Source organism: Streptomyces sp. NPDC001858 (genome assembly GCF_053594615.1).
Map to the genome: position 1 here is coordinate 16,590 of NZ_JBSFEV010000005.1, position 26,311 is coordinate 42,900.

Genomic DNA, 26,311 nt, shown 5'->3' on the forward strand with positions numbered 1-26,311 from the left:
CGGGACTTCCGCCGGGACTTCCGCCGGGACTTCTGCCGGGAGGGTCACGAGGCGATCGCCTTCCGCCGCACCAGTACCACCAGCACCGGCACCCCCACCAGCGCCGTCATCACCCCGGCCGGTACCTCCGCCGGAGCCCGCACCACCCGCCCGGCCACATCCGCGAGCAGCAGCAACGCGGCGCCCAGCAGCGCCGACAGCGGCAGCACCAGCCGATGCGCCGCGCCCCGCGTGACCCGGCGCGCGAGATGCGGCACCGCCAGGCCCACGAAGGCGATCGGCCCGGCGGCGGCCACCGCTGACGCGGTCAGCAGGGTCGCCCCGAGCGCCGCGCACACCCGTACCGTGTGCACCCGGTGCCCCAGCGCACGGGCCGTCTCGTCGCCGAGGGCCAGCGCGTCCAGCCCCCGTGCGCACGCCAGCACCAGCAGCGCGCCCGCCCCCAGGAACGGCAGCATCCGGACGACGGTGTCGGCGTCGCGCCCGCTCAGCGCGCCCACCTGCCAGAACCGGAACTGGTCGAGGGTCGCCGAACTCGACGTCAGGACGACGGTCGTGGCCCCCGCGGTCATCGCCGACAGGGCCGTACCGGCCAGCGCCAGCTTCACGGGGGATGCCCCGCCCCGGCCCCGGACGGCGATCCCGTACACCAGACACGCGGCGGCGACGGCGCCGAGGAACGCGTACCAGACATACCCCGAGAAGCCGTTCGCGAGGCCGAGGGAGATGGCGAGGACGACCCCGGCCGCGGCGCCCTGGCTGAGGCCGAGGATGCCGGGATCGGCGAGCGGATTGCGGGTGACCGCCTGCAGCGCCGCCCCGGCGAGACCGAGCGCGGCTCCCGCCGTCAGCCCGATCTCGGTCCGCGGCAGCCGCAGCGACCGGACGACGAGGGCGTCCGGTGAGCTCCCGCCGTTCAGCAGGGCGTCGAGCACGGCGGACGGCGGCACGGCCCGCGCGCCGACGGCGAGGCTGAGCACGGCCGCGACGGCCACCAGCAGGGCGGCCGCCGGCCAGGCGAGGTGTCTCACGGGACGGCAGACCCTACCCGCCGAGGCGGTCGGCAAGCTCGGTCACGACCAGCCGCGCGGCCGTCGGACCCGCGTTCAGGTACCAGGGGTCGTCGTCGACCTTGACGGCCTGCCCGGACTTCACCGCGCCCATCCCCTTCCACAGCGGCCCGGCGACCACGCTCGCGGCGTCCGTCTTGCTCGCGTCGCCCTGGACCGAGTAGAAGATCCAGTCACCGTCCGCGGTATCGATCTTCTCGGCGCTGATGTCCTGCGAAATGGCGTTGAACTGCTGCGACTTGGGGCGGGAGAGCCCCATGTCCACGGCGATCGACCCGGTGAAGGACGACACGCCGAACATGCGCGTGCGGTCCGGGGTGAACCGCACCATGGACACGATCGGGTCGCCCTCGACTGCGGCGCCCTTCGTCCGCGCGTCGCCGACGATGCCGTCGAGCAGCTTCTGCGCGGCCTGCCCCTTGCCGATCGCCTCGCCGACGAGCAGCAGGTCCCGCTTCCAGTTGATGCCCTGTCCGGCCGTGACGACGGTCGGCGCGATCTTCGACAGCTTGGGGTAGAGGTCGCCGAGGGAGTCGTTGAGCAGGATCAGGTCCGGCTTTGCGGCCGCCAGGGACTCCAGGTTGGGCGCCTGACGGGTGCCGGCGTCGGTCATCGCGGCGAGCTTCGCCTTGTGCTGCGGGAAGGCGTCCGTCAGATAGTCCGGGACGAGACCGGCGTTGTCGGCGCGGGTCGAGGCGGTCGGGACGACGCCGAGGCTGAGCAGGTCGTCGAGCTGTCCCGTGCTGAGGACGGCGATCTTCTTCGGCTCCGTCTTGACGGTCGTGCTGCCCTGGAAGTGCTTGACCGTGCGCGGGAAGGCGCCGTCCGCGTCGGTGTCCGCGCCCATGCCGTCGGCGAGGGCGCTCGGCGCGGCGGTGGGTCCTTCGGAGGCCCCGGCGACGAGGTTCTTCTCACCGTCGGCCTTCGCGCCAGCGGCGGCTGAAGCCGACGAGTCGGCATCGTTGTCAGAGGCGGACGAACAGCCGACGAGCAGTCCTCCGACGGCAACGACGGAGACCACGGAGACCCGGGAGACCACGGGGACTTTCCACTTCAACGTACGCACTCCACTGCTTCCGGTCATCCACTAAGGCGAGCCTTACCTTAACCGGTGTTGGAGTGCGGTGATGACGGGGGTCGGGGTCGGGCGACGGAGGCCCGCCCCCTGGAAACACCCTCAGCCGCCCGCCTGGAGGCCCTGAAGACCGTCGTACGCGGCCATGACGAGCTCCATTCCCCGCTGGTCGTCGGCGGGTTCACGCATCTGGTTCGTCACGTACGCGACCGTCATCCGCGACTCGGGGTCGATCACGACCAGCGAGCCGCCCCAGCCGCCCCACCCGTACGTGCTGCCGAAGCGCCCGTAGCCCAGACCCCAGCTGACCGGGACGCCCAGGACGCGGTCCTCGCCGCTGAACTGCTCCTCCCACGCGCGCTCACAGCCTGCCCGCGACAGCAGCCGCACCCCGCGCACGGAACCCCCGCAGGCCATCACGGACTGGACGAGCGCCACCGAGCGGGCGTTGCCGAAGCCGCTGGCCGCGGGGATCTGCGCCCGGCGCCAGGCCACGCTGTTGCCGTCGCGGACCCGGATCGCGGTCGCCGCGGTCGGGGCGGCGGTGCCGCCGGGCGCGCTCGCGGCGTAGTCCTCGTCGCGCGACGGCGGCGGGATCGTCGCCGCCACCCGGTGGTCGTGCTCGGGCGGCAGCCCCATGCGGAAGTCCGCGCCCAGCGGTCCGGCGATCTCGTCGGCGAAGAACTCCCCGGGGCTCCGGCCGGTGATCCGGCGGACCACCTCGCCCACGAGGAACCCCTGGGTGAGCGAGTGGTACCCGACCGCGCTCCCCGGCTTCCACTGCGGTGCCGTCGCGGCCAGTCGTGCCGTTGCCGCCGACCAGTCGTAGACCTCCGCCAGCGGACCCTCCCAGTCGGGCAGGCCCGCGGTGTGCGAGAGCAGGTGCCGGACGAGCACGCCCTCCTTGCCCGCCGCGGCGAACTCCGGCCAGTACCGGGCGACCGGCGCGTCCGGATCGAGCTCCCCACGGTCGGCCAGCACCAGCGCGCACAGGGCCGTCATCGTCTTGGTGACGGAGAAGACGTTGACGATCGTGTCCCGCTGCCACGCAGCCGTGCGCTCCGCGTCGGCGAACCCGCCCCAGACGTCCACCACCGGCTCGCCGTCCACGAACACGGCCACCGAGCCACCGGCGTCCCCGCCGTCCAGCAGCGCGGCGAGGGCGGTGGGCACGGCGCGGAAGAGATCGTCGTACGAGCCTTGAACGCCGCCAGTGCGAGCGATGCCAGCCATGTCAGCCATGTCAGCCATCTAGCCTCGGTCCGTCCGCCCACGGCAACCGAATTTCGCTGCCGCGCGGGATGCGCATGTTGCTGCCTACGCTCGAAGGGAGATCGCGCGGAAACGGTCGCGGAGGTGACAGCCATGCGTGCCTCGCTGATACAGCTGTCCGTGGACTCGTCGGACACCGCCGAGGAACGCCGCCGCAGGGCAGCGTCGCTGGTCCGCGGCCGCGCGGGCGACGATCTCGTGGTCCTGCCGGAGCTGTGGACGGCCGGCGCATGGTCGTACGACCGCTGGGGCGACGATGCCGAAGGCGTCGACGGCCCCACCGCCGAGGCCATGTCGGCAGCCGCCCGGCAGGCCGGGGTGTGGCTCCACGCCGGATCGATCGTCGAGCGGGACGCGGACGGGACGCTCTACAACACCGCGCTGCTCTTCGACCGGACCGGCGAGCTGCACGGGCGCTATCGCAAGATCCACCGCTACGGCTTCGACACCGGCGAGGCGACCCTGATGGGCGGCGGCGACGACATCGTCACCGTGCCCGCCGACTTCGGTGTCGTCGGCCTCGCCATCTGCTACGACCTCCGCTTCCCCGAACTCTTCCGGGGCCTGCTCGACGCGGGCGCGGAACTGATCGTGGTGCCGGCCGCATGGCCCGCGGCCCGCCTCAGCCACTGGCAACTCCTCACGCGCACCAGGGCCCTGGAGGAACAGGTCTTCCTGCTGGCCTGCTGCGCGGTCGGCACCCACGGCGACATGGAACAGCTCGGCCACAGCGTGGTCGTCGACCCCTGGGGGACGGTCCTCGGCGAGGCCGGCACCACGCAGGAGACGCTGACGGTCGACCTCGACATGGCCGAGGTCACCCGCATCCGCACCGAACTCCCCGTACTCCGAGACCGAGTCCTCTCCATCGAGGCCCCCACCAACCGATGAGCTTCGCTCCGCACCCACAACCGGCCGCCGCGACCATCGCGTGAAACAGCCATCGGAGCCCTGCCCTGTCCTGTCCTGTCCCGTCCTGCCCTGCCCTGGCCGCATGTTCTTGGCTGAAAGGATTCGGGCGGTGGTGGACAGGACGGGTTGTGGAATCCATGACGGAAGAGGAGTCGCGCCAGAGGCAGCGGGCGCGCTTCGAAGGACTGGCGCGCGTGGTGGTGGAACCGTTGCACCGGTACCTGCTGCGACGGACGAGCGCCGACATGGTCGACGACGTCCTGGCGGAGGCGATGCTGGTGCTGTGGCGCCGCATCGACGACGTGCCCGGCCTGGGGCCGGCGCCGCGTTCTCTGCCCGACCCCGATGACGTGCTGCCGTGGTGCTACGGGGTGGCGCGGGGCTGCCTGGCGAATGCCCGCCGTGCCGACGGGCGCCGGCTCCGGCTGGTCGAGCGGTTGATGCGGACGCAGGAGCAGCAGTCGGCCGGGGTCGCCGACCACAGCGAGCTGCACGCCGCGCTCGCCGCCCTCGGGGCAGTGGACCGTGAGGTGGTGCGGCTGTGGGCGTGGGAGGGGCTGGCGCCGGGGCAGATCGCGGAGGCGACCGGGCTGACGTCCAACGCCGTGAGCATCCGGCTGCATCGGGCGAAAAAGAAACTCGCCGAGCAGTTGAGGCGAAAGCATGACGAACCGTCCGGACACAAGAGCGATGAAGGAAGGAGCGGTCAGTGAATGACGACGAGTTGCTGGCCCGGCTGAAGCCCGCGGATCCGGCGCTGACCCCGCATGCTCCGCTGCCCGACATCGACCGACTTGTGGAGGACATCTTGACCACCGACACCGCGCTCCGGACCGGCGATACGGTTCCCGCGAAGACGGCTGTGTGGCGGAGTCGCCGTCAGCTCGTCGGGCTCGCGGCGGCTGCCGGGCTGCTTCTGCTCGGCGGCGGCATCGCCGGCGGAGTCATGACGAACGACGACAACGGGCACGCGGCTTCCACCGGCCCACTGACACTCACCGTCCAGAGCGGCTTCGGCAATCAGAAGTGTGTGGCGCCCAGTCCCGACACCCTGGGTGCGTATCCGACCCTCTTCGTGGGCACAGTCACCTCGATCAAGGGTTCCACGGCCACCTTCCGCGTCGACCACTGGCTGAAGGGCGGCGACACGGAGACGGTCGTGCTCGACGGCGACGCGAGCCGGCCGGAGGCGTTGACGTTCTTGGAAGGCGAGCGCTACGTCGTGGCCGCCGAGAACGGCGTCGTCCCAGTGTGCGGGGCGAACGGGGCCCCGGACGAGACCGTCGACGAGTTCCGCCAGGCGTTCGGGAAGTGACGCCGGAGGATCCGGACGGCTTCGCCGCGCCTCAGAGCAACAGCGGAAGGGCCACGAGTGCCGCGGCGCTCGTGGCGAGTGCGGCCATGAGTGACTCGGGCCAGTTGCCCGTCCGGGCGTAGGTCAGCAGCCCTGCCAGCAGTCCTGCCACCACCGAGGCTAAGAGTATGAGCCCCCAGCGCAGGGGCAGCCGCTCCGACGGTGGGGGTGCCGGCGGTGGCGTGGGTGAGGGGGACGGTGGTGGCGAAGTCGGTTCGGACATACGGCACTCTCCCGTAGTTGCATCAGGAACCTCTCGAATGAGGATCACCGTACCCATATGAGCGCAGTCCAGGAAGGCTCCTAGTGCGTCATCGCGGGCGGGAAGGGAGTGAAGGGGTCGTGAGAGGGCGGTCGTGCGCAGACGTGCGCTCCGGTGCGCGCCCATTCGGTGCTCCGTGCTACTTCACGCGTGGCCTGACGGCTGACCAGAGCGGCGCTGTGACCTAGCGTTTATGTCATGACTGGTCATGAGTTAGACCCTCGCGTGGATTCCGAGGACGCCCTGCGCAGTTCCACCGTCAAGGTGGTGGAACTCCTGGGCTGTCAGATCGTGGAGGGGGCCAAGCCGCGCGACCAGCACCTGACCGTGGACGCCGTCGTGCACGAGTTCGGGATCACTCGGCCCATGGCGCGCGAGGCACTGCAGACGCTGCATCAGAAGGGCCTCGTGAATCTGCAGCCGCGGATCGGAGCCACCGTCCAGGCGCTGGAGCGGTGGGACCTGCTGGACCCCGACGTGATCACGTGGCGTCTGGAGGCGGCCCCCGACAGCCAGATGCGGTCACTCACCGAGCTGCGGGAGGTGATCGAGCCACGGGCCGCCAGGCTCGCGGCGCTGAGCAGGTCCGCAGAGGTCTGCCACGACCTGACCAGCCAGGCCCGCACCTTGCTGGCCCTCAGCGAGGAACCGGACTTCGCGAAGGAGGAGGAAGGGGCCGCGATCCGGCAGCGCTTCCGGGACGTCGACGCCGCCTTCCACCGCACCCTGCTGGCCGGCTCGCGCAACGAGTTGTTCCTGCGGCTTTCCCACCCGGTCGTCATGGCCCTGAACCACCGGATCGACCGAGACTGGGCGGGCGGCCACCAGGAGGCGACGGTCGTGTCGGCGCGCGCGGCCGTCGGCGCCGACACGGTCCAGAGCTACCCCTCCCGGCCGGAGCCGATCGCCATGTGGCTGCACATGGGGCTGGCCTACGCCGTCGACCAGGGACTGGCGACGGCGTCGGAGGCCTTCGCGGAGGCCATCCTCGCCGAGATCCGGGGCGGACGACTGCAGGATCCCGCGGTGCTCGACCATCTTCGGGCGGGGTTGGCCGAGTTCAACGCGAACGGACTGCCGACCGTCCATCGAACCGGTTTCGGGGACGCCATGGCCGCGTTGGTGCGTGCGCGGCGCCCTCCCATCGTCGTCATGGGCGTGACCGGGTGCGGCAAGAGCACCGTGGGCCGGTACTTGGCGGAGTCGCTCAGGGTGCCCTTCGAGGAGGGGGACGACTTCCACAGCAGCCGCAGCCGGGAGTCGATGGAGCGCGGCGACCCTCTCGACGACCGCAGCCGCAGCCCGTGGCTGGCCGCCATCGCGCGCCGTATGCGGGCGGCCGGCTCGGAGGAGGGGCTGGTGATCACCTGCTCGGCCCTCCGACGCATCTACCGCGAGCTGCTGCGGGTGGCCCGCGCCGACGCGTTCTTCGTGCACCTGGAACTCGGCCAGGACGAGGCCACCGCCCGGGTGGCCGGCAGAGAGTCGCACTACATGCCCGCCTCCCTGGTGCCCTCACAGTTCGAGGACCTCGAACCCTTGCAGGACGACGAGGTCGGCATGACGGTCGACGCGACCCTGCCCGTCGAACGCATCGTCGCCGAGGTCCAGACCGAACTGGCCCGACACACGCGACGACGCTGAGCCGGCCCGTCGGCCCCCGACGCCCCGCCCGATCAACCTGCCCGATCGACCTGCCTGATCAACCCGCCCGATCGCTCGATTGACCTGCTCGAAGAGAGGGGACCTCGTCATGCGGATCGAGTCTGCCGAGGTGATCGTCACCAGTCCGGGACGGAACTTCGTCACCCTGCGCCTCACCACCGAGGACGGCATCACCGGCCTTGGCGACGCCACGCTGAACGGCCGGGAACTGGCCGTGCGGTCGTATCTGGACGACCATGTCGTCCCCCTGATCCTCGGCGGCGACGCCTCGCGCATCGAGGACACCTGGCAGTACCTCTACCGGGGCGCGTACTGGCGGCGCGGCCCCGTCACCATGGCCGCGATAGCCGCGGTCGACACAGCGCTGTGGGACATCAAGGCCAAGAGCGCCGGGATGCCCCTCTACCAGCTCCTCGGCGGCGCGTCCCGCAGCGGGGCCATGGCCTACGGGCACGCCTCGGGCCGCGATGTGCCCGAACTGCTCGACTCCGTCCGCAAGCATCTGGAGCTGGGCTACCGCGCCATCCGCGTGCAGAGCGGCATCCCCGGCCTGGATTCGGTCTACGGGGTGGCCGCCGCCGGAGCGGAGGGCGAACAGCGCTACGACTACGAGCCCGCGCGCCGCGCCACCGTCGGCGGACGGCTCCGCCCGACGGTGGAGACCTGGGACACCCGCGCGTATCTGCGGCACATGCCGTCCGTCTTCGAGGCCGTCCGGGCGGAGTTCGGCCCCGAACTGCCCCTACTGCACGACGGGCACCACCGGATGACGCCGATCCAGGCCGCCCAGCTCGGCAAGGCACTGGAACCGTACGACCTGTTCTGGCTGGAGGACGCCACGCCCGCCGAAGATCAGGCGGCGCTGCGCCTGATCCGGCAGCACACGACGACACCGTTGGCGATCGGTGAGGTCTTCAACTCGGTGTACGACTACACCACGTTGCTGAGCGAGCGGCTGATCGACTACGTGCGATCCGCGGTCACCCACACCGGTGGGGTCACCGCCATGAAGAAGCTGCTCGATCTCGCGGATGTCTACGGCATCAAGTCCGGAATGCACGGCCCGACCGACATCTCCCCGGTGGGCATGGCCGCGGCCCTCCACCTGGACCTGGCGATCCACAACTTCGGCATCCAGGAGTACATGCAGCACTCCGAACGCACCCTGGAGGTCTTCCGCACCTCGTTCCGGTTCGAGGACGGGCTGCTGCACCCGTCCGACACCCCGGGACTGGGAGTCGAACTCGACACCGAGGCGGCGCGCCACTTCCCGTACGAGGCGGCATACCTCCCGGTCAACAGGCTGACGGACGGCACCCTGCACGACTGGTGACCCGAAGCCCGCCCCGACGACCGCCTCGCGGCTGAGCGGCCGCGCGGCTGCGCGGCTCTCATCCGCCTAGGCGGGCAAGCAGCTCGTCTCCCGAGGGGTAGGGGCGTTCCTGGGGCAGCAGTCGGGCGGCGGAGTCCAGGTCACCGCTGCCGACGAGGGCGTGGATCTCGTGGGCGAGTGAGGTCACGTCGCTGATGGAGACCGTCCACTCGTCCGCGTAACGCCGTGCGGCCTCGCCGGAGAGGCCGAGTTGCAGGGCCCGGTACGGCAGGGGCTGCAGGCGCAGGTCCCGCTCGGGGTCCCACTGCACGCGGGCGGGCGCGCGCTTCAACTGACGTTGCCAGCTCGCTCGGTCGGGGTGCACTCCCCGGACGTAGCTCGACAGGCACGCGTGACGCAGCGCCCACTCGAAGCCGTCCCGGGTGATCTCGACGGCGAGGACGGTCTCCTGCCCTTCCTTGGAGCCCCAGCCGCAGCGGTACATCATCCACAGGAAGCTCGGCTTGATCCATGTCATCCGGTCCCGCTTCCACGCCGCGGGGAAGCGGCCCTCCTGGGCTGCCGGGCGGCCGAGCTGCGGGGTGTACGCCTGGTAGACGGTGATCGTGGATTCGGTGTGGTGTGCGCGGATGCCGTGTTGCGGTTCTTCCATGCGGCACAGCCTCGGGGCTGTCCGGTCACGGAGCCACTGATTTTTGACCTTCGTGGGGGCGGCCGTGGCCGGCGGACAGGGCGGGGTCGGGCGGCATGGAATCGGCTGGGGTCCTCGTGCGTTGAGGGCAGTGGGCATGGGATGCCGGTGGTGTGCGAGCCGGGCAGTCCGAGTGACCGAGCCGAAAGATATTGGAGGGGTCGTAATGGCGGCGCAGACGCAGAGGGCCGTGCTGGCTGGTGGATGCTTCTGGGGGATGGAGGAGCTGATCCGCCGACTCCCGGGCGTGACCGGGACCCGGGTCGGCTATACGGGGGGTGACGTGGCGAACGCGACGTACCGTAACCACGGCACGCACGCGGAGGCCATCGAGATCGTTTTCGATCCCGAGCAGACCGACTTCCGCGCGATCCTGGAGTTCTTCTTCCAGATTCACGACCCGAGCACCAAGAACCGCCAGGGCAACGACATCGGCCTCAGCTACCGTTCGGCGATCTACTACGTGGACGACGAGCAGAAGCGCATCGCCGAGGACACGATCGCCGATGTGGACGCCTCCGGACTCTGGCCCGGCAAGGTCGTCACCGAGGTGGAGCCGGTCGGTCCCTTCTGGGAGGCCGAGCCCGAGCACCAGGACTACCTGCAGCGTTACCCGAACGGCTACACCTGCCACTTCCCGCGCCCGGGATGGCGACTGCCCGCCCGCGCGGAGGGCTGACAGCCAGCCGGAGGGGGCGGGGGGCCGACTTGTCGGCCCCCCGCCCCCTCGTCGATTTCAGTGCGGCAGCGTCGCCGGGCTACCGCCGTTCGCCTCGTAGCCTGCGACCGCCAGCGCTCGGTAGATCGCGAACTCGCCCGCCGGGTCGGGGGAGAGGGTCCAGGGGAGGGCGCCGACATGGCCGTCCACGTGTATGAGCTGGCTCATCGCCTCCGACCAGCGCTCGGACCGCACCAGGAAGAAGACCAGCAGGTGGCGGACGTGCGCCAGCATCGGGTCGTCGGGCCGGGCCGCGTGCACCGCGAACAGTGCGCCGTGCATCGCCTTCGTCACGACCTCGCTCTGGTAGAAGCCGCTGACCAGGTTCACCTCGGGCAGGTGCTCGAAGACCGCGAACAGGGGCATCGCCGCGAGGAGCGAGCCCTGGGGGGCTCTGGCCGCCGCCGCCTCCGCGAAGGTGTTCGCCAGCTCACGCGAACCGTGCCACTTCTCGCACCAGTAGTGCAGGGCCGCCAGATGCGCCCCCATGTGCGCCGGAGCGCGGTCCAGGATCTTCAGCCAGAGCTGCTCGAACTCCGCCTGCGAGTAGTTCAGGCCACGGGCCACCGACAGCTCGACGATGTACGGGATCGGGTCGCCGGGGGCGAGCAGCGCCGCCTGACCGCAGGCCTCCCTCGCCTCCTCCATGATGATCCGGAAGTCGTCCGTGCCCCGCGTCGACGTCCGCCACGCCTGCTGGACCAGGAACTCGGCGTGCACCGCCGCGCCGCCCGCGTCCTTCGGCGCCTCGGTCCGCCACACCCGCAGCCACTGTCCGCCCGGCGTCTCGCTGACACCGCCGGGACGCTGCTGCAGCTCCAGCGCCGCCGCGCCCGCGAAGGCCTGCACGCGCTGCCAGCGCAGCTCGCCCGCCGTCTCGGTGCCGGCGAGCAGCTGCTGCGCGGCCCGGTAGTCCTGCGTGTGCTGCACCACGTCCAGCACATCCAGCAGATCCTGGTCGGCGCCGGGCATGCGGATGTCCAGCTCCTCCGTGCGCACGAAACCGTACGTCGCCGGGTTCGCGGCGTCCGGGTGATCCTCCGGCACCAGCCCGATCGGGCCGCGCCTGCGCCGCACGAAAGACATCAGCACGAAGCTGATCATGGCCAGCGCCATCAGGACCCAGAGAATCTCCATGCCACAAGCGAACCAGACCGCGCCGACAATTGGCGAACCCACCCCCGCGCCTGTGGATAACTCTCCGCTCACGGCCGAGGAAACCGCCCGTCCGTTGCCCGCCACCTTGCCCGCCCCCCTGTCCGTCCCCTGCCGTCCCCGGGGCGGTTTCGCGCCGTCTTGCGCTCGTCCCGCGCCCGTCTTCCGCCCGTCCCGCGTCCGGCCCGCGAGCGGACTACGCTCGTTGTCCATGAGCGACAGGCACATCAGTCAGCATTTCGAGACCCTCGCGATCCACGCGGGCAACACCGCCGATCCCCTCACCGGCGCGGTCGTCCCGCCGATCTACCAGGTCTCGACCTACAAGCAGGACGGCGTCGGCGGCCTGCGCGGCGGCTACGAGTACAGCCGCAGCGCCAACCCGACCAGGACCGCCCTGGAGGAGAACCTCGCCGCCCTCGAAGGCGGCGCCCGAGGCCTTGCGTTCGCTTCCGGACTGGCGGCCGAGGACTGCCTGTTGCGTACGCTGCTCAGCCCCGGCGACCACGTGGTCATCCCGAACGACGCGTACGGCGGCACGTTCCGGCTCTTCGCCAAGGTCGTCGCCCGGTGGGGGGTGGAGTGGTCGGTCGCCGACACCAGCGATCCGTCCGCCGTACGGGCCGCCCTCACGCCGAAGACCAAGGTGGTGTGGGTGGAGACCCCCTCCAACCCGCTGCTCGGCATCACCGACATCGCCGCCGTCGCCCAGGTGGCCCGGGACGCGGGCGCCCGGCTCGTCGTCGACAACACCTTCGCCACGCCGTATCTGCAGCAGCCGCTGTCGCTCGGCGCGGACGTCGTCGTGCACTCCCTGACCAAGTACATGGGCGGCCACTCGGACGTCGTCGGCGGCGCGCTGATCACCGGCGACGCGGAGCTGGGCGAGGAGCTGGCGTTCCACCAGAACGCGATGGGCGCGGTCGCCGGGCCCTTCGACTCCTGGCTGGTGCTGCGCGGCACGAAGACGCTGTCGGTGCGCATGGACCGGCACAGCGAGAACGCCACCAAGGTCGCCGACATGCTGACGCGCCACGCGCGCGTGACGAGCGTGCTGTACCCGGGCCTGCCGGAGCACCCCGGTCACGAGGTCGCCGCCAAGCAGATGCGGGCGTTCGGCGGCATGATCTCCTTCCGGGTGGCCGGCGGCGAGGAGGCGGCCGTCGAGGTCTGCAACCGCGCCAAGGTGTTCACCCTGGGCGAGTCGCTGGGCGGCGTCGAGTCCCTCATCGAGCACCCGGGGCGTATGACGCACGCGTCCGTGGTCGGCTCCGCCCTCGAGGTGCCCGGCGATCTCGTCCGTCTCTCCGTGGGCATCGAGAACGTCGACGATCTCCTCGAAGACCTGCAGCAGGCCCTCGGCTAAGCGCTCCGCTGGAAGTGCCGCGATGTGCCGTCGTTTCGCTGCGGCGCCATCGTGGCCGGTCGCGCCCGCGCGGCGGAGCCGCATATGTCAGCGCCCCGCGCCCCTTCAGGGCGCTGCCGAACCGCAGCCGACTTGGCCGGACCCGCTTAGACCCCCGCCGGGGGCACGTTCGTCACCAGTTGGTGAGGGGTGGAGTCGTCTCCGACGGCGGCTCCACCCAGGGCTGGGCGATCACCGCCCAGATCACGAACGCCACGGTCGCCGCGAGCAGCAGCAGCCACAGCAGGCGCCGGGCGATCGTCCGGCGGCGCAGCATACGGCTGCCCCTGCGTATGACGTCCGCGTGGAGCTCCGCGGGCACGTGGGGCGTCGTCCGCTCCATGAGCTGCCGTACGGCGGCGTCCCGCTCGACGCGGTTCACGACGCGGCCGCCTTCGCCCGCCGCGCCGTGGGGGCCGGTCCGCGCGGGGGGTGCAGAAGCGTGGCCGCCGCGCGCTCGCAGACCGAGCGGACCCGGTCCGTCGGAAGGCCGAGCAGGGCCGCCACCTGTTCCTCGGCGACGCCCTCGTACAGCCTCAGGACGAGGACGAGGCGCTCTTGAGGAGTGAGCCGGGCCAGTGTGCCGACGGCGGCGGGGCGCTGCAGGATGCGGCCCAGGGGCAGCGCGCCGTACTGGTGCCACGCGCCGTGCAGGAAACGGGTGGCGAGGTGTTCGCGGGCCCGGTTGTACGGGTCCTCGCCGTGCAGCCGGTCCCAGTACGCGTACGTGTGCGCGAGCGCGAGGGTCAGCAGGCGACGCGCGCGCGGGTTGTCGTCCGGGGCCTCGGCCGTGAGCAGGGTCGCGGCGTGCAGCAGCCGTCCGCCCGCCCCGGCGACGAACGCCTCGAACTCCCGGGCCCGGCCGGCTTCCTGGGCCGCACGCGTCTCTCGCACACCGAGCCTCCCGCCCGACGGCGTCCGCCCGAACCCCTGGATCCCGGAGCTTGCGGCGCCTCCGCCGGATCCGTGGCCCTTGGACGGCCATGTCCTTCGGTCTCATATGAGGCCAGGGGCAGGCTTTCGGTCAAGAGCCGCGCACTCCCCGTTCGACAGCCGCGCACCTTGGGCACCTTGCGCGCCTCGCGCACCTCGCGCCGTTCCCGCCGTTCGTTCAGGAGGCGGACGGCGACGGCTCCGCGCCCGGCAGGCCCTGGGTGGCCATCCGGGAGGACAGCGCGGTGTTGAAGCGCGTGAGGAGCGTGCAGAACGCCTTGCGCTCCTCCGGCGCCCAGTCCTCCGTGAGCTCGGCCATCAACTGTCGCCGGGAGGACCGTACTTCCTCCAGCCGCGACTGCCCGCGCGGGGACAGCTGCAGCACCACGGCCCGGCCGTCCTCGGGGTGCGAGGTCCGCTTGACCAGGCCGGTGTCGACGAGCGGGGCCACCTGCCGGGTGACCGTGGACGAGTCGATGCCCATGCTCGCGGCGAGCGCCTTGACGCCCATCGGTCCTTCCTTGTCCAGGCGGTTGAGCAGGAGATACGCGGCGCGGTCCATGGAGTTGCGCACCTGCCCGACACCGCCGAGCCGGGTCTGTTCGGCACGGCGGGCGAACACCGCGACCTCGTGCTGCAGCGTGTCGAGAAGACCGGTGTCACCGACGGTCGTCATGTCCATCGACATTTCAGGTGTTGTGGGCATGGCCGGGGGCTCACTTCATGAAGGGGCTGCTGGAATGGGGGACAGAGTACGCGGCTGGAAGGCGGGTCGTACGGGCGCTGCGGAAACCGGTCTCGGAGGTTGGTCACAGCGGTTGTTTCCGCCTGTGAACTGCGATGCTGGTGTCATGAGCTACCGCACGGCTGACTCCTTGCGTGCCGTCACCCTGGACGATGTGCGTGGCGCCCAGAAGATGTTGTCGGGCGTCGCACGGATGACCGCGATGGAGGGCAGCAGGCATCTCTCCCAGTTGGTGGGGGCTCCGGTGCACCTCAAGTGCGAGAACCTCCAGCGGACGGGATCGTTCAAGCTGCGCGGCGCGTACATCCGGATCGCCGGGCTGCTGCCGGAGGAACGCGTCGCCGGGGTCGTCGCGGCGAGCGCGGGCAACCACGCGCAGGGCGTGGCGCTGGCGTCGTCGCTGCTGGGCGTGCGTTCCACGGTGTTCATGCCGCAGGGCGCGCCGCTTCCCAAGATCAGCGCCACCCGCGAGTACGGCGCCGAGGTGCGCCTGCACGGCGCGGTGGTCGACGAGACGCTGGCCGCCGCGCAGGAGTACGCGATCGAGACGGGGGCGGTGTTCATCCACCCCTTCGACCACCCCGACGTCATCGCGGGGCAGGGCACGGTCGGCCTGGAGATCCTGGAGCAGTGCCCGGAGGTGCGCACGATCGTCGTCGGGGTCGGCGGCGGCGGTCTGGCGGCGGGCATCGCCGTCGCGGTGAAGGCGCTGCGGCCGGACGTGCGGATCGTCGGCGTGCAGGCGGCGGGGGCCGCGGCGTATCCGCCCTCGCTGGCGGCGGGTCGGCCGGTGTCGATCCGCAATCCGGCGACGATGGCCGACGGCATCAAGGTCGGCCGGCCCGGGGATGTGCCGTTCGCCCTCGTCGGCGATCTGGTGGACGAGGTGTGCACGGTGACGGAGGACGAGCTGTCCACCGCGCTGCTGCTGTGCCTGGAGCGGGCCAAGCTGGTCGTGGAGCCGGCCGGCGCCAGCCCGGTGGCCGCGCTGCTGAGCCGGCCCGAGTCCTTCGACGGGCCGGTCGTCGCGGTGCTGTCCGGCGGCAACGTCGATCCGGTGCTGATGCAGCGGGTGCTGCGGCACGGCATGGCGGCGCAGGGCCGCTACCTGGCCGTACGGCTGCGGCTGACGGACCGGCCGGGCGCCCTCGCCACGCTGCTCGGGGTCTTGTCAGTGGTCGACGCCAACGTTCTGGACGTGGGCCATGTGCGGACCGATCCCCGGCTCGGGCTGACCGAGGCGGAGGTCGATCTGCACTTGGAGACGAAGGGGCCGGCGCACTGCGCCGAGGTCGGCCGGGCCCTGCGCGAGTCCGGCTACACCGTCATCGACTGACGGGCTGATCGACTCGTCGTCACTCATTCGAGTAAGTCCGTTGTGAGACGCGATACATCGCGTTATGGTGTGTCGCATGCCGCTCATTCCCTGCCCGGTCGTGCCGAGCGACGGGTGGAACGAAAAGTACAAACTTAGACTTTCCGAAGAATCCCCAACGACGTGGAGACTCATATGCCAGGCGCCATCTACGCCGAAGGCCTGGTCAAGACCTTCGGCGACGTAAAGGCTCTGGACGGCGTCGACCTCGACGTCCCGGAGGGCACCGTCCTCGGCCTGCTCGGGCCGAACGGCGCGGGCAAGACCACCACGGTCCGCTGTCTGACCACCCTCCTGCGCCCCGACCGGGGCCGGGCCGTCGTCGCCGGCCTCGACGTGCTCAAGCAACCCAACGAGGTGCGCCGCTCGATCGGCCTGTCCGGCCAGTTCGCCGCGGTCGACGAATACCTCACCGGCCGCGAGAACCTCCAGATGGTCGGTCAGCTCTACCAGATGAAATCCGCCGCCGCCAAGGTCCGGGCCGCCGAGCTGCTCGACCAGTTCGACCTCGCGGACGCCGCCGACCGCACCGCCAAGACCTACTCCGGAGGCATGCGCCGCCGCCTCGACCTGGCCGCGGCGCTGGTGGTCTCGCCGCCCGTGATGTTCATGGACGAGCCGACGACCGGCCTCGACCCGCGCAACCGCCAACTCCTGTGGGAGGTCATCAAGCGTCTGGTCTCCGGCGGTACCACGCTGCTGCTGACCACCCAGTACCTCGAAGAGGCCGACCACCTCGCGCACGACATTGCGGTCGTCGACCACGGCCGCGTCATCGCCCGCGGCACCTCCGACCAGCTCAAGGCCCGCACCGGCGGCGAGCGCGTGGAGGTCGTCGTGCACGATCGCGAACACATCCCCACGGCCGCGGAGGTACTGACCGGCTTCGGCAAGGGCGAGACAACCGTCGAGCAGCACACGCGCAAGCTCACCGTGCCCGTCGCGGGCGGCGCCAAGCTCCTCGCCGAGGTCATCCGCGAGCTCGACACCCGCGGCATAGAGATAGACGACATAGGCCTGCGCCGCCCCACCCTCGACGACGTCTTCCTGTCCCTGACGGGACACGTGGCCGAAGCGCGGGCCGCGGGCGACGAGCACGGCGAACGCAACGGACAGAGCGAGAGGGAGACCGTCAAATGAGTGCCGTCACCGACGCCGTACGCGGCGCGGCGCCCGCGCCCGCCCATCCACTCGGACAGTCCGTCCGCGACTCGCTGGTCGTTGCAAAGCGCAACCTTATTCGGATGTCCCGCATTCCTGAGATGGTCATTTTCGGGCTCATCCAGCCGATCATGTTCGTGGTGCTTTTCACCTACGTGTTCGGCGGCTCCATGCAGATCGGCGGCAGCACGAGCGCCACCGACTACAAGAACTTCCTCATGGCGGGCATCTTCGCGCAGACCGTCACCTTCGCCACCGCGGGCGCCGGTGCGGGGATCGCCGACGACATGCACAAGGGCCTCATAGACCGCTTCCGCTCCCTGCCCATGGCACGCGGCGCGGTGCTCACCGGGCGCACCCTCGCCGACCTCGTCCAGACGGCGCTCACGCTGCTGGTCCTGGCGATCGTCGCCCTCCTGGTCGGCTGGCGGGTCGGGTCCGACGGCAACACCAACGCCGGTCGGGTGCTGGCCGCCTTCGGTCTGCTGCTTCTGCTCGGGTACGCGTTCACCTGGATCGGCGCCCTGATCGGCCTGACCGTCCGCACCCCCGAGGCGGCCACCTCCGGTGGGCTGATCTGGCTCTTTCCGGTGACCTTCATATCCAACGCGTTCGTCGACACCGGCAATATGACGCCCTGGCTGCGTCATGTGGCCGAGTGGAACCCGTTCAGCGCCACCGTCCAGGCCTGCCGGGTGCTGTTCGCCAACCCCGGGCAGTCGGCGTCGGACGCCTGGCCCATGCAGCACCCCGTCTGGGCCTCGTTGATCTACTCGGTCCTGATCGTCCTGATCTTCCGGACCCTGGCGGTCCGCAAGTACCGCTCCGCCACCGCATGACGAAGCCCCGGCAGCACGAAGCCCCCGGCGGCACGGGGCGCCGGGGGCTTCGGTCCGGAAGGTCCGGAAGGTCCGGGAACAGGAACGTCCAGGAAGGAGGGCTCAGCCGCGGTGAGGGTCAGGCGCTGTAGGGCTCGGCCTTGAGGATCCGCACGGAAGCCTTCTTGCCGTTCGGCAGCTCGTACTGCGCGTCCTCGCCGACCTTGTGACCGATCACGCCGGTGCCCAGGGGCGACTGCGGCGAGTAGGTCTCGATGTCGGAGCTCGCGTACTCGCGAGAGGCGAGCAGGAACGTCGTCGTGTCGTCCTCGTCACCGTCGAACGCGATCGTCACGACCATGCCGGGCGCGACCGCGCCGTCCGTGGAAGCCGGGGCCTCGCCGACCTTGGCGTTGTCGAGGAGCTGGGTCAGCTGGCGCACACGAAGCTCCTGCTTGCCCTGCTCCTCCTTGGCCGCGTGGTACCCACCGTTCTCACGCAGGTCCCCCTCCTCGCGCGCGGCCGCGATCTTGGCGGCGATCTCCGTGCGCGCAGGACCAGTAAGGTACTCAAGCTCGACCTTGAGCTTGTTGTACGCCTCCTGGGTCAGCCAGGTGACGGACTCGCTGGTCTGGGTCACAGGTGCTCCTCGTCGGTACTGGGAATACAAAGCATCGCCCTACCCAGAAGCATGTTCCTCAGGGGATGGGCGAAACCACGAGCCTAACAATTCAGCGGGCGAAGGGGGAGGACATAAGCCATCAGAATTACGTCAACGCAGGTCAGCGTGTACGTATTGCGGAGGATGACCCCGCCTGGGCGGCCCGGCGTCAGCCGGCGTGGCAGCCGAGCAGCTCCGCCGTCGTGCCCTTGGCCGTCGTACGCAGGGTGACGACCCGGTCGATGCGCGTGTCCGAACCGGAGAAGCGGAAGTCCGCCCGGCCCACCTCGGTGCCGTTCTCGGCCTGCGAGCGGACCGTGCAGTAGCCGTTCGCGCCCGAGTCCTTGCGGACTTCCAGGTGGACCTGCACCGCGTTGTCCGAGGTCACATCGAAAGCGATCAACTCGGCGCTGATCTTGTTCTGGCCGACGTAGTGGTAGGCGAAGTAGCCGACCACCGCGAGCAGCAGCGCGCCGAGCACGGCGCCTGCGATCCTGAGCTTGTGGTCGGCGCGCTCGTCCGAGGTGTGGCCGTAGCGGCCCTCGGGCAGTCGCGTGCTCGCCGTACTCATGATCGTCCTCCCGGCGCGGAATTAATCGCCCTCCGATTCGGTCACTATAGAAGCCTGCGATCGCGCCGGTGCACACCGGGCGCCGACTTACCGAGGATTGAGTCTTGACTGACCAGCTGCGACTGATGGCCGTCCACGCGCACCCCGACGACGAGTCGAGCAAGGGCGCGGCCACCATGGCGAAGTACGTGTCCGAGGGGGTGGACGTGCTGGTCGTGACCTGCACGGGCGGGGAGCGCGGCTCCATCCTCAACCCCAAGCTGCAGGGCGACAAGTACATCGAGGAGCACATCCACGAGGTACGCAAGAAGGAGATGGACGAGGCCAGGGAGATCCTGGGCGTCAAGCAGGAGTGGCTCGGCTTCGTCGACTCCGGGCTGCCCGAGGGCGACCCGCTGCCGCCGCTGCCGGAGGGCTGCTTCGCCCTGGAGGACGTCGACAAGGCGGCCGGCGAGCTGGTGAAGCAGATCCGCTCGTTCCGCCCCCAGGTGATCACCACCTACGACGAGAACGGCGGCTACCCGCACCCCGACCACATCATGACCTACAAGATCTCGGTGGTGGCCTTCGAGGGCGCGGACGACGCCGAGAAGTACCCCGAGGCCGAGTTCGGCCCGGTGTACCGGCCGCTGAAGCTCTACTACAACCAGGGCTTCAACCGCCCGCGCACGATGGCGCTGCACAACGCGATGCTCGAGCGCGGCCTGGAGTCGCCCTACGCGGAGTGGCTCAAGCGCTGGGACGAGTTCGGGCAGCCGGAGCGCACCCTGACCACGCACATCCCGTGCGCCGACTTCTTCGAGATCCGTGACAAGGCGCTGATCGCCCACGCCACGCAGATCGACCCCGACGGCGGCTGGTTCCGCGTTCCCATGGAGATCCAGCGGGAGGTCTGGCCGACGGAGGAGTACGAGCTCGCGAAGTCCCGCGTCGATACCTCCCTCCCCGAGGACGACCTCTTTGCGGGCATCCGCGACAATGCCTGATATGAGCGCAAGCGTGAGCCTGGCAATGACGCATCTCGTCCCCCTCGCCAAGGAGGTCGACGAGAACAAGGTCACCCCCGGCGTCCTCGGCTTCATCGTCTTCGCGGCGATGGCGGTGGCGGTGTGGGCCCTGATGAAGTCCATGAACAAGCACATGGGCAAGGTCGACTTCAGCGAGCCGACGGGTTCGGACGAAGCGGGCGGTAAGGGCGCGTCTACGGCTGGGAAGCCGTCGTCGGCGACCTGAGGCGAAGGCGGGGGCGGGGGCTGGGCGATCAGCCCAGCCCCCGGCCTTGCCTAAGGGCCCCCGCCCCGGCCTTCCCTGAGCGTTTCGCTGCGGCGCCGTCGTGGCTGGTCGCGCAGTTCCCCGCGCCCCTTTGGGGCGCTGCCGAACCGCTGCCGACTTCGCGCGGCCCGCTCGGCCCCAGCCAAGGCCCCCGGCCGATGCCCCCAGCCCAGGCCCCCGGCCCTCCCCGCCGGTTACCCCGTGGGGAGTGCCACGCCCATGATTTCGCGGCCGTGTCTGCTCGGGACCATTCCCAGGCGCCAGGCCTGCCAGCCCGACTCCAGGCGGATGCCGCGCTCCAGGAGCAGGGCGTAGGCCTCCAGGCATTCGGTGAGGCGGCCGTCGCGCAACGGGTGGTGGGACCGGCTCAGCTGGGCCAGTTCCTCCTGGGCGACCGCCGTGCCGACCACGACGCCGCCCGGGGCCGCGTACGGCAGCAGGGTGCAGCGCAGGAAGTGCGCCCAGTCCTCGCCGCGCCGGTCGCCGTAGGACGCGAACAGGGCCGCCGCCTCCTCGCACAGGGCCAGCGCGGCCTGGGCACGGGCGTTGCCGGCGTCGACGATCGCCAGCTCCAGGCAGGTCCAGGCCTCGCCGTGGGGGACCCCGATGCGCTGGAAGTCGGCGCGGGCGTCGACCAGCAGCTGCCGGGCGAAGCCGGAGTTGCGCAGGGAACCGGTCTGCGCGGCGCGCTGGTCGCGGGTCACCCGGGCCGAGTGGTGACGGGCGCAGGCCAGGCCGTAGACGTCCCGCATCCGGGAGAAGAGGCTGCGGGAACGTTCCAGCTCGCGGACGGCGTGGTCGAGGTCGCCGGTCTCCTCCAGGGCCAGCCCCAGGTAGTAGATCGTCCAGGCCTCGCCGCGCGCGTCCTCGTTGTCCCGGTGCCGGGCCGCCGCCCGGCGCAGATCCTCGGCCGCCGGGCCGGGATCGCCGGCCATCAGCCGGGCCCGGGCCAGCTGGGTCAGGGCCCAGGCCTCGCCGCGCCCGTCGCGGGTGCGGGCGTACAGATCGAGGGCCTTGTGCAGCTCGGCCTCGGCCTCCGGGACGTCGCCGCGCCGCAGATGCAGCTGGCCCAGCTGGAAGTGCGCCCACGCCTCGCCGTGCACGGAGCCGCCCTCGCGGTGCAGGACCAGCGAGCGGGTGAGCAGGTCCAGGGCCTCGGCGAGATGGGCGCGGTCCCGCTCCACCGCGGCCAGCGCGTGCATCGTCCAGGCGCGGTCCGTGGCCAGCTGGGGCGAGGCCTGCAGATCCATCGCCTCCCGCAGCTTCGCCGCCGCCTCGGTGAGCTGGCCCTGGTGGTGCAGGGTGATGCCCAGCGAGCACAGGGCGCGCGCCGCGCCCGCGTCGTGATGGGCCTGGAGATAGAGGTCGACGACCGAGCTGAGCGTGGTGCGGGCCTTGTCGAGCTCGCCCAGCTGACGGGCCGCGATGCCGGTGCGCCACTGCACGGACCGCACCAGCAGGTCCTGGCCGACCGACTGGGCCAGCTCGCTGATCTCACCGAGCCGGTAGAGGTCGCCGCGCAGCAGGCAGTAGTCGCACAGCGCGCCGAGCAGGCTCATGACGGCGTTCTGGTCGACGCCCTCCGCGTGCCGCAGCGTCGCCGTGATGAAGCTGGACTCGTCGTCCAGCCAGCGCAGCGCCTCGTCCAGGGAGGTGAAGCCGTGCGGGGTGAACCGGTCCGAGCGGGTCGACATGTTGCCGTCGACCAGCCGCAGCACGGAGTCGGCGAGCTCGGCGTAGCTGACGATCAGCCGCTCCTGGGCGGCGGAGCGGTCGGCCTGCTCCTCCTCGTCCAGCAGCCGGGCCTGTGCGAAGGCGCGCACCAGGTCGTGCAGGCGGTAGCGGTCGCCGCGGACCAGGTCGACCAGACCGGCGTCGGCGAGGGCCGCGAGATGCCGGGCCGCCTCGCCGCGGTCCGTGGCGAGCAGCGCGGCCGCCGCGGCCGCTCCGAGCGAGGCCCGTCCGGCCAGCGCCAGCCGGCGCAGCAGTCTGCGCGGGACCTCCGGCTGGTCGGTGTAGCGCACCCACAGCGCCCGCTCGACGGGCTCCACCGGACCGTACGCGCCCAGATCCGCGGCCAGCGTGCGCGGTGAACGCGGGCCCAGCGAGGAGCCCGCCACGCGCAGCGCCAGCGGCAGCCCGCCGCACAACTCGGTGATCCGGTCGGCGGATTCGGCGTCGTAGGGACCCGAGGCGTCCTGCGCCACCGCGCCCAGCAGTTCCTCCGCGCCCGCCGCCGCCAGCGGGCGCACCGCCAGCTCGTGCACCCACGCGGACAGCCCGGCCGGCAGCGCGGGCGGGGTCCGCGCGGTGATCAGGACGAGGCTGTCGGAGCGTTCGGGGACGAGCGCGCGGACCTGCTCCGGATCGGAGGCGTCATCGAGGACGACGATCACCGGCAGGCCCGTCAGATGCTGCTGATACAGCTCGCTCAGCCGTTTGACCTGCTGGTCCGCGGAGGAACGCTCACGGAACAGGAGCTGCTCGCGGGGCGCGCCCAGCCGGTTCAGCAGATGCAGCAGGGCGTCCCGGGTGGCCAGCGGCGTCTCCTGCGCGCTGTCGCCGCGCAGGTCCACCACGCACGCGCCGCGGAACTGGTCCCGCAGATCGTGCGCGGCCCGCACCGCGAGCGTCGTACGGCCGCTGCCGGGGCCGCCGTGCAGGACGACCACGGTGGGCCGGGTCTCCGTACTGGCCCGCGCCGACTGCACCCACTGCCGGATCTGCGCCAGCTCCGCCCGACGGCCCGCGAACGGGCCGGACGGCTCGGGGAGTTGGGCGAACGACTGCGCCAGCACCGTCCGGCCGCGCGCCTTCGCGCTCTTGTCCGCGCCGCGCAACTGCGGTCCCGGCGCCTTCTTCGCCCCGGTCGTCGCGCTCAGCACCCGCTGCTGGTCCAGGAACGGCCGGATGCCCCGTACCTCCAGCGCCGTGAGCCACTGCAGCCGCAGTTGCTCCGCGCCGCCGGGCTGTCCCGCCTCGCCGGCCCGGTGATGCGCGGCCGGCAGATGCGACCCCGCCACCTTCACGACGGTCGCGGCGGCCCCGACGACCCCGACGGCCACCCCGGCCCCGAGCGCCGTGCCCGGACCGGTGCCCAGCGCGAGGTCGGCGACCGCCGTCGTCACGGCGGCAACACCCGCCACCAGCAACGGAGTCCGTCCGCCCTCGCGGGCGTAGCGCTGCCCGAAACTGATCCGGCGGGCCTCCGACTCCTCCAGGGCGCGCGCATACGCCTCGTACTCCTCGGCGGCCGTCTGCGCCATGGCGTCCAGCGCGCCACGCGCCCGCGTCAGCAGCGCCTGCCGGTCGGCGCGCCCGCCGGACCGCCGTACCTCCTCCTCCACGGCCCGCGCCAACAACCGCTCGGCTTCCGCCCTATGGCCGTCCCGCATGTCCCGTCCCCCTCCGGCGGTCACACATTTCTTGGTCAAGTGTGCTGCGGGCGGCTCCGTGGCGCGAGGGGGCGTGGGCCGCGATCGCCCCGCCCGGGCGCGCTGAGCGGGTCGGGCGAAGTCGGCTTCGGTTCGGCAGCGCCCCGAAGGGGCGCGGGGCGCTGACATTTGCGGCTCCGCCGCGGTGGGGGTCCCCCCGCTCGAGCGCAGCCGAGAGTGGGGGAGCGACCAGCCACGACGGTGCCGCAGCAAAACGACGGCACATCGCGGCACTGCACTTCCAGCGGAGCGCTTACGCCGCCGTGCGGTGGACGCCTGACGCATGAGCGGTGGGGTACTGCGGCAGGATGGACCCCATGCCGAACCGACTGGCTCATGAGACATCCCCCTACCTCCTCCAGCACGCCGACAACCCCGTCGACTGGTGGCCCTGGTCGGCCGAGGCCTTCGAGGAGGCGCGCAGGCGGGGGGTGCCGGTGCTGTTGAGCGTGGGGTACAGCAGCTGTCACTGGTGCCATGTCATGGCGCACGAGTCCTTCGAGGACCAGGAGACGGCCGAGCAGCTCAACGCGCACTTCGTCAACATCAAGGTGGACCGCGAGGAGCGTCCCGACGTCGACGCCGTCTACATGGAGGCCGTCCAGGCGGCCACCGGCCAGGGCGGCTGGCCGATGACGGTGTTCCTCACGGCCGACGCCGAGCCCTTCTACTTCGGAACGTACTTTCCGCCCGCGCCGCGGCACGGCATGCCCTCCTTCCGGCAGGTGCTGGACGGAGTCCGGCAGGCGTGGACCGAGCGGCGGGACGAGGTGGCCGAGGTCGCCGAGAAGATCGTGCGGGACCTGGCCGGGCGGGAGATCTCCTTCGGGGACGGCCGGGCCCCCGGCGAGCCGGAGCTGTCACAGGCGCTGCTCGGGCTGACCCGGGAGTACGACCCGCAGCGGGGCGGGTTCGGCGGGGCGCCGAAGTTCCCGCCGTCGATGGTCGTCGAGTTCCTGCTGCGGCATCACGCGCGGACCGGGGCGGAGGGCGCCCTGCAGATGGCGCAGGACACGTGCGAGCGGATGGCCCGCGGCGGGATCTACGACCAGCTCGGCGGCGGGTTCGCCCGGTACTCCGTCGACCGCGACTGGGTCGTGCCCCATTTCGAGAAGATGCTGTACGACAATGCGCTGCTGTGTCGCGTGTATGCCCATCTCTGGCGGGCCACCGGGAGCGAGCTGGCGCGTCGGGTCGCGTTGGAGACCGCCGACTTCATGGTGCGGGAGCTGCGCACCGACCAGGGCGGCTTCGCCTCGGCGCTGGACGCCGACAGCGACGACGGGAGCGGCAAGCACGTCGAGGGCGCGTATTACGCGTGGACGCCCGCGCAGCTCGCCGAGGCGCTCGGGTCGGACGACGCCGAGCTGGCCGCCCGCTACTTCGGCGTCACCGAGGACGGCACCTTCGAGCACGGCTCCTCCGTTCTCCAACTCCCGCAGCAGGACGGGGTCTTCGACGCCGAGAAGATCGCCGACATCAAGGAGCGGCTGCTCCGCGAGCGCGCCGAGCGGCCCGCGCCCGGACGGGACGACAAGGTCGTCGCCGCCTGGAACGGGCTCGCGATCGCCGCGCTCGCCGAGACCGGCGCCTACTTCGACCGCCCCGATCTCGTGGACGCGGCCCTCGCCGCCGCCGACCTCCTCGTCCGGCTGCATCTCGACGACCTGGCCCGGATCGCCCGTACCAGCAAGGACGGGCAGGTCGGGGCCAACGCGGGCGTCCTGGAGGACTACGCCGACGTCGCCGAGGGGTTCCTCGCGCTCGCCTCGGTCACCGGGGAGGGCGTCTGGCTGGAGTTCGCCGGGTTCCTGCTCGACCACGTCCTCGTCCGGTTCGCCGACCCCGAGTCCGGTGCGCTGTACGACACCGCGGCCGACGCCGAGCAGCTCATCCGGCGGCCGCAGGATCCGACCGACAACGCCGTCCCCTCCGGCTGGACCGCCGCCGCCGGCGCGCTGCTGAGCTACGCGGCCCACACCGGCTCCGAGCCGCACCGCACCGCCGCCGAGCGGGCGTTGGGGGTGGTGAAGGCGCTCGGGCCACGGGTGCCCCGGTTCATCGGCTGGGGGCTCGCCGCCGCGGAGGCGCTGCTCGACGGGCCGCGCGAGGTCGCCGTCGTCGGCTCCGACCCGGACGACAAGGCCTCGAAGGCCCTGCATCGCACGGCGCTGCTGGGGACCGCCCCCGGAGCCGTCGTCGCGTTCGGGACCCCGGGGAGCGACGAGTTCCCGCTGCTCGCCGACCGGCCGCTCAGCGGCGGCGCACCGACCGCCTACGTCTGCCGCAACTTCACCTGCAACGCCCCGACCACCGACCCGGACCGACTCCGCACAGCACTGAACAGCTGAGCGCCCCCGAAGGGGCGCGGGGAACTGCGCGACCAGCCACGATGCCGCCGCAGCGAAACGACGGCGCTTCCGCCGCAA

Annotated in this window: 25 protein-coding genes; 13 read left to right on the forward strand and 12 right to left on the reverse strand. The window is 71.4% G+C overall.

The genetic code is table 11. The features are described 5' to 3' along the window. Positions 1 to 44 precede the first annotated feature (44 nt). From ACWCPF_RS08740 to ACWCPF_RS08750, 3 genes are all read right to left on the reverse strand, one after another. Entirely contained in the window at positions 45 to 1,031 is a 987-nt protein-coding gene (locus ACWCPF_RS08740) for a FecCD family ABC transporter permease (protein WP_451044262.1), read from the reverse strand. 13 nt (positions 1,032 to 1,044) lie between these two features. Further along, a complete protein-coding gene (locus ACWCPF_RS08745; protein WP_451044571.1) occupies positions 1,045 to 2,136 on the reverse strand; it encodes an ABC transporter substrate-binding protein in 1,092 nt (363 codons plus the stop codon). A gap of 111 nt (positions 2,137 to 2,247) precedes the next feature. Beyond that, complete coding sequence (locus ACWCPF_RS08750; protein ID WP_451044263.1) at positions 2,248 to 3,378, reverse strand: serine hydrolase domain-containing protein; 1,131 nt, start codon at positions 3,376 to 3,378, stop codon at positions 2,248 to 2,250. 132 nt (positions 3,379 to 3,510) lie between these two features. Here ACWCPF_RS08750 and ACWCPF_RS08755 point away from each other — a divergent pair, with 132 nt between their 5' ends. From ACWCPF_RS08755 to ACWCPF_RS08765, 3 genes are all read left to right on the forward strand, one after another. Then, complete coding sequence (locus tag ACWCPF_RS08755) at positions 3,511 to 4,308, forward strand: carbon-nitrogen family hydrolase (RefSeq protein ID WP_451044264.1); 798 nt, start codon at positions 3,511 to 3,513, stop codon at positions 4,306 to 4,308. A gap of 158 nt (positions 4,309 to 4,466) precedes the next feature. Then, on the forward strand, positions 4,467 to 5,042 hold the full coding sequence (locus tag ACWCPF_RS08760; RefSeq protein ID WP_451044265.1) for an RNA polymerase sigma factor: 576 nt from the start codon (positions 4,467 to 4,469) through the stop codon (positions 5,040 to 5,042). Beyond that, positions 5,039 to 5,644 carry a hypothetical protein gene (locus ACWCPF_RS08765; RefSeq protein WP_451044266.1) on the forward strand — a complete coding sequence of 202 codons (606 nt, stop codon included), beginning with the start codon at positions 5,039 to 5,041 and terminating at the stop codon, positions 5,642 to 5,644. The genes ACWCPF_RS08760 and ACWCPF_RS08765 overlap by 4 nt, the downstream gene beginning before the upstream one ends. 31 nt (positions 5,645 to 5,675) lie before the next feature. Here ACWCPF_RS08765 and ACWCPF_RS08770 read toward each other — a convergent pair whose 3' ends face one another. Continuing rightward, a complete protein-coding gene (locus ACWCPF_RS08770; protein ID WP_451044267.1) occupies positions 5,676 to 5,798 on the reverse strand; it encodes a hypothetical protein in 123 nt (40 codons plus the stop codon). Positions 5,799 to 6,170: 372 nt separating this feature from the next. On the opposite strand from ACWCPF_RS08770, the gene ACWCPF_RS08775 reads away from it, so the two are divergent. Beyond that, the gene (locus ACWCPF_RS08775; RefSeq protein WP_451044268.1) at positions 6,171 to 7,589 is read left to right on the forward strand and encodes a gluconokinase, GntK/IdnK-type; all 1,419 of its coding nucleotides are present in this window, start codon (positions 6,171 to 6,173) and stop codon (positions 7,587 to 7,589) included. A 109-nt stretch (positions 7,590 to 7,698) separates the two neighbouring features. Then, entirely contained in the window at positions 7,699 to 8,943 is a 1,245-nt protein-coding gene (manD, locus tag ACWCPF_RS08780; RefSeq protein ID WP_451044269.1) for a D-mannonate dehydratase ManD, read from the forward strand. 58 nt (positions 8,944 to 9,001) lie between these two features. Here manD and ACWCPF_RS08785 read toward each other — a convergent pair whose 3' ends face one another. Continuing rightward, positions 9,002 to 9,595, reverse strand: coding sequence for a DUF4291 domain-containing protein (locus ACWCPF_RS08785; RefSeq protein WP_451044270.1), 594 nt, complete (start codon positions 9,593 to 9,595; stop codon positions 9,002 to 9,004). Between the two features lie 205 nt (positions 9,596 to 9,800). Between ACWCPF_RS08785 and msrA the strand changes: the two genes are divergently transcribed. Beyond that, positions 9,801 to 10,313: a peptide-methionine (S)-S-oxide reductase MsrA gene (gene msrA, locus ACWCPF_RS08790; RefSeq protein ID WP_451044271.1), complete on the forward strand. Its 513-nt coding sequence runs from the start codon at positions 9,801 to 9,803 to the stop codon at positions 10,311 to 10,313. 57 nt (positions 10,314 to 10,370) lie between these two features. On the opposite strand, the gene ACWCPF_RS08795 is transcribed toward msrA, so the two are convergent. Further along, positions 10,371 to 11,489, reverse strand: coding sequence for a hypothetical protein (locus ACWCPF_RS08795; RefSeq protein ID WP_451044272.1), 1,119 nt, complete (start codon positions 11,487 to 11,489; stop codon positions 10,371 to 10,373). 229 nt (positions 11,490 to 11,718) lie between these two features. Between ACWCPF_RS08795 and ACWCPF_RS08800 the strand changes: the two genes are divergently transcribed. Then, entirely contained in the window at positions 11,719 to 12,873 is a 1,155-nt protein-coding gene (locus ACWCPF_RS08800) for a cystathionine gamma-synthase (protein WP_451044273.1), read from the forward strand. A 172-nt stretch (positions 12,874 to 13,045) separates the two neighbouring features. Here ACWCPF_RS08800 and ACWCPF_RS08805 read toward each other — a convergent pair whose 3' ends face one another. From ACWCPF_RS08805 to ACWCPF_RS08815, 3 genes are all read right to left on the reverse strand, one after another. Continuing rightward, on the reverse strand, positions 13,046 to 13,294 hold the full coding sequence (locus ACWCPF_RS08805) for a hypothetical protein (RefSeq protein ID WP_451044274.1): 249 nt from the start codon (positions 13,292 to 13,294) through the stop codon (positions 13,046 to 13,048). Beyond that, on the reverse strand, positions 13,291 to 13,806 hold the full coding sequence (locus ACWCPF_RS08810; RefSeq protein WP_451044275.1) for a sigma factor-like helix-turn-helix DNA-binding protein: 516 nt from the start codon (positions 13,804 to 13,806) through the stop codon (positions 13,291 to 13,293). Before ACWCPF_RS08810 ends, ACWCPF_RS08805 begins: the two co-directional genes overlap by 4 nt. A 217-nt stretch (positions 13,807 to 14,023) precedes the next feature. Next, the gene (locus tag ACWCPF_RS08815) at positions 14,024 to 14,533 is read right to left on the reverse strand and encodes a MarR family winged helix-turn-helix transcriptional regulator (protein WP_451044276.1); all 510 of its coding nucleotides are present in this window, start codon (positions 14,531 to 14,533) and stop codon (positions 14,024 to 14,026) included. Between the two features lie 163 nt (positions 14,534 to 14,696). On the opposite strand from ACWCPF_RS08815, the gene ilvA reads away from it, so the two are divergent. From ilvA to ACWCPF_RS08830, 3 genes are all read left to right on the forward strand, one after another. Then, positions 14,697 to 15,926, forward strand: a complete 1,230-nt coding sequence (gene ilvA / locus ACWCPF_RS08820) for a threonine ammonia-lyase (RefSeq protein WP_451044277.1) — start codon at positions 14,697 to 14,699, stop codon at positions 15,924 to 15,926. Positions 15,927 to 16,100: 174 nt separating this feature from the next. Further along, complete coding sequence (locus ACWCPF_RS08825; protein ID WP_451044278.1) at positions 16,101 to 17,105, forward strand: ATP-binding cassette domain-containing protein; 1,005 nt, start codon at positions 16,101 to 16,103, stop codon at positions 17,103 to 17,105. Then, positions 17,102 to 17,965, forward strand: coding sequence for an ABC transporter permease (locus ACWCPF_RS08830; protein ID WP_451044279.1), 864 nt, complete (start codon positions 17,102 to 17,104; stop codon positions 17,963 to 17,965). Before ACWCPF_RS08825 ends, ACWCPF_RS08830 begins: the two co-directional genes overlap by 4 nt. A 118-nt stretch (positions 17,966 to 18,083) precedes the next feature. On the opposite strand, the gene greA is transcribed toward ACWCPF_RS08830, so the two are convergent. Next, complete coding sequence (gene greA, locus ACWCPF_RS08835; RefSeq protein ID WP_351910111.1) at positions 18,084 to 18,584, reverse strand: transcription elongation factor GreA; 501 nt, start codon at positions 18,582 to 18,584, stop codon at positions 18,084 to 18,086. Positions 18,585 to 18,774: 190 nt separating this feature from the next. Further along, positions 18,775 to 19,176, reverse strand: a complete 402-nt coding sequence (locus ACWCPF_RS08840; protein WP_451044280.1) for a DUF4307 domain-containing protein — start codon at positions 19,174 to 19,176, stop codon at positions 18,775 to 18,777. Positions 19,177 to 19,301: 125 nt separating this feature from the next. Here ACWCPF_RS08840 and mca point away from each other — a divergent pair, with 125 nt between their 5' ends. Then, complete coding sequence (gene mca / locus ACWCPF_RS08845; protein ID WP_451044572.1) at positions 19,302 to 20,162, forward strand: mycothiol conjugate amidase Mca; 861 nt, start codon at positions 19,302 to 19,304, stop codon at positions 20,160 to 20,162. After that, positions 20,155 to 20,409, forward strand: coding sequence for a hypothetical protein (locus ACWCPF_RS08850; RefSeq protein WP_451044281.1), 255 nt, complete (start codon positions 20,155 to 20,157; stop codon positions 20,407 to 20,409). Before mca ends, ACWCPF_RS08850 begins: the two co-directional genes overlap by 8 nt. A 233-nt stretch (positions 20,410 to 20,642) precedes the next feature. On the opposite strand, the gene ACWCPF_RS08855 is transcribed toward ACWCPF_RS08850, so the two are convergent. Further along, a complete protein-coding gene (locus ACWCPF_RS08855; protein ID WP_451044282.1) occupies positions 20,643 to 23,843 on the reverse strand; it encodes a tetratricopeptide repeat protein in 3,201 nt (1,066 codons plus the stop codon). Between the two features lie 356 nt (positions 23,844 to 24,199). Between ACWCPF_RS08855 and ACWCPF_RS08860 the strand changes: the two genes are divergently transcribed. After that, positions 24,200 to 26,233, forward strand: coding sequence for a thioredoxin domain-containing protein (locus ACWCPF_RS08860; RefSeq protein WP_451044283.1), 2,034 nt, complete (start codon positions 24,200 to 24,202; stop codon positions 26,231 to 26,233). The last annotated feature ends 78 nt before the right edge of the window (positions 26,234 to 26,311 follow it).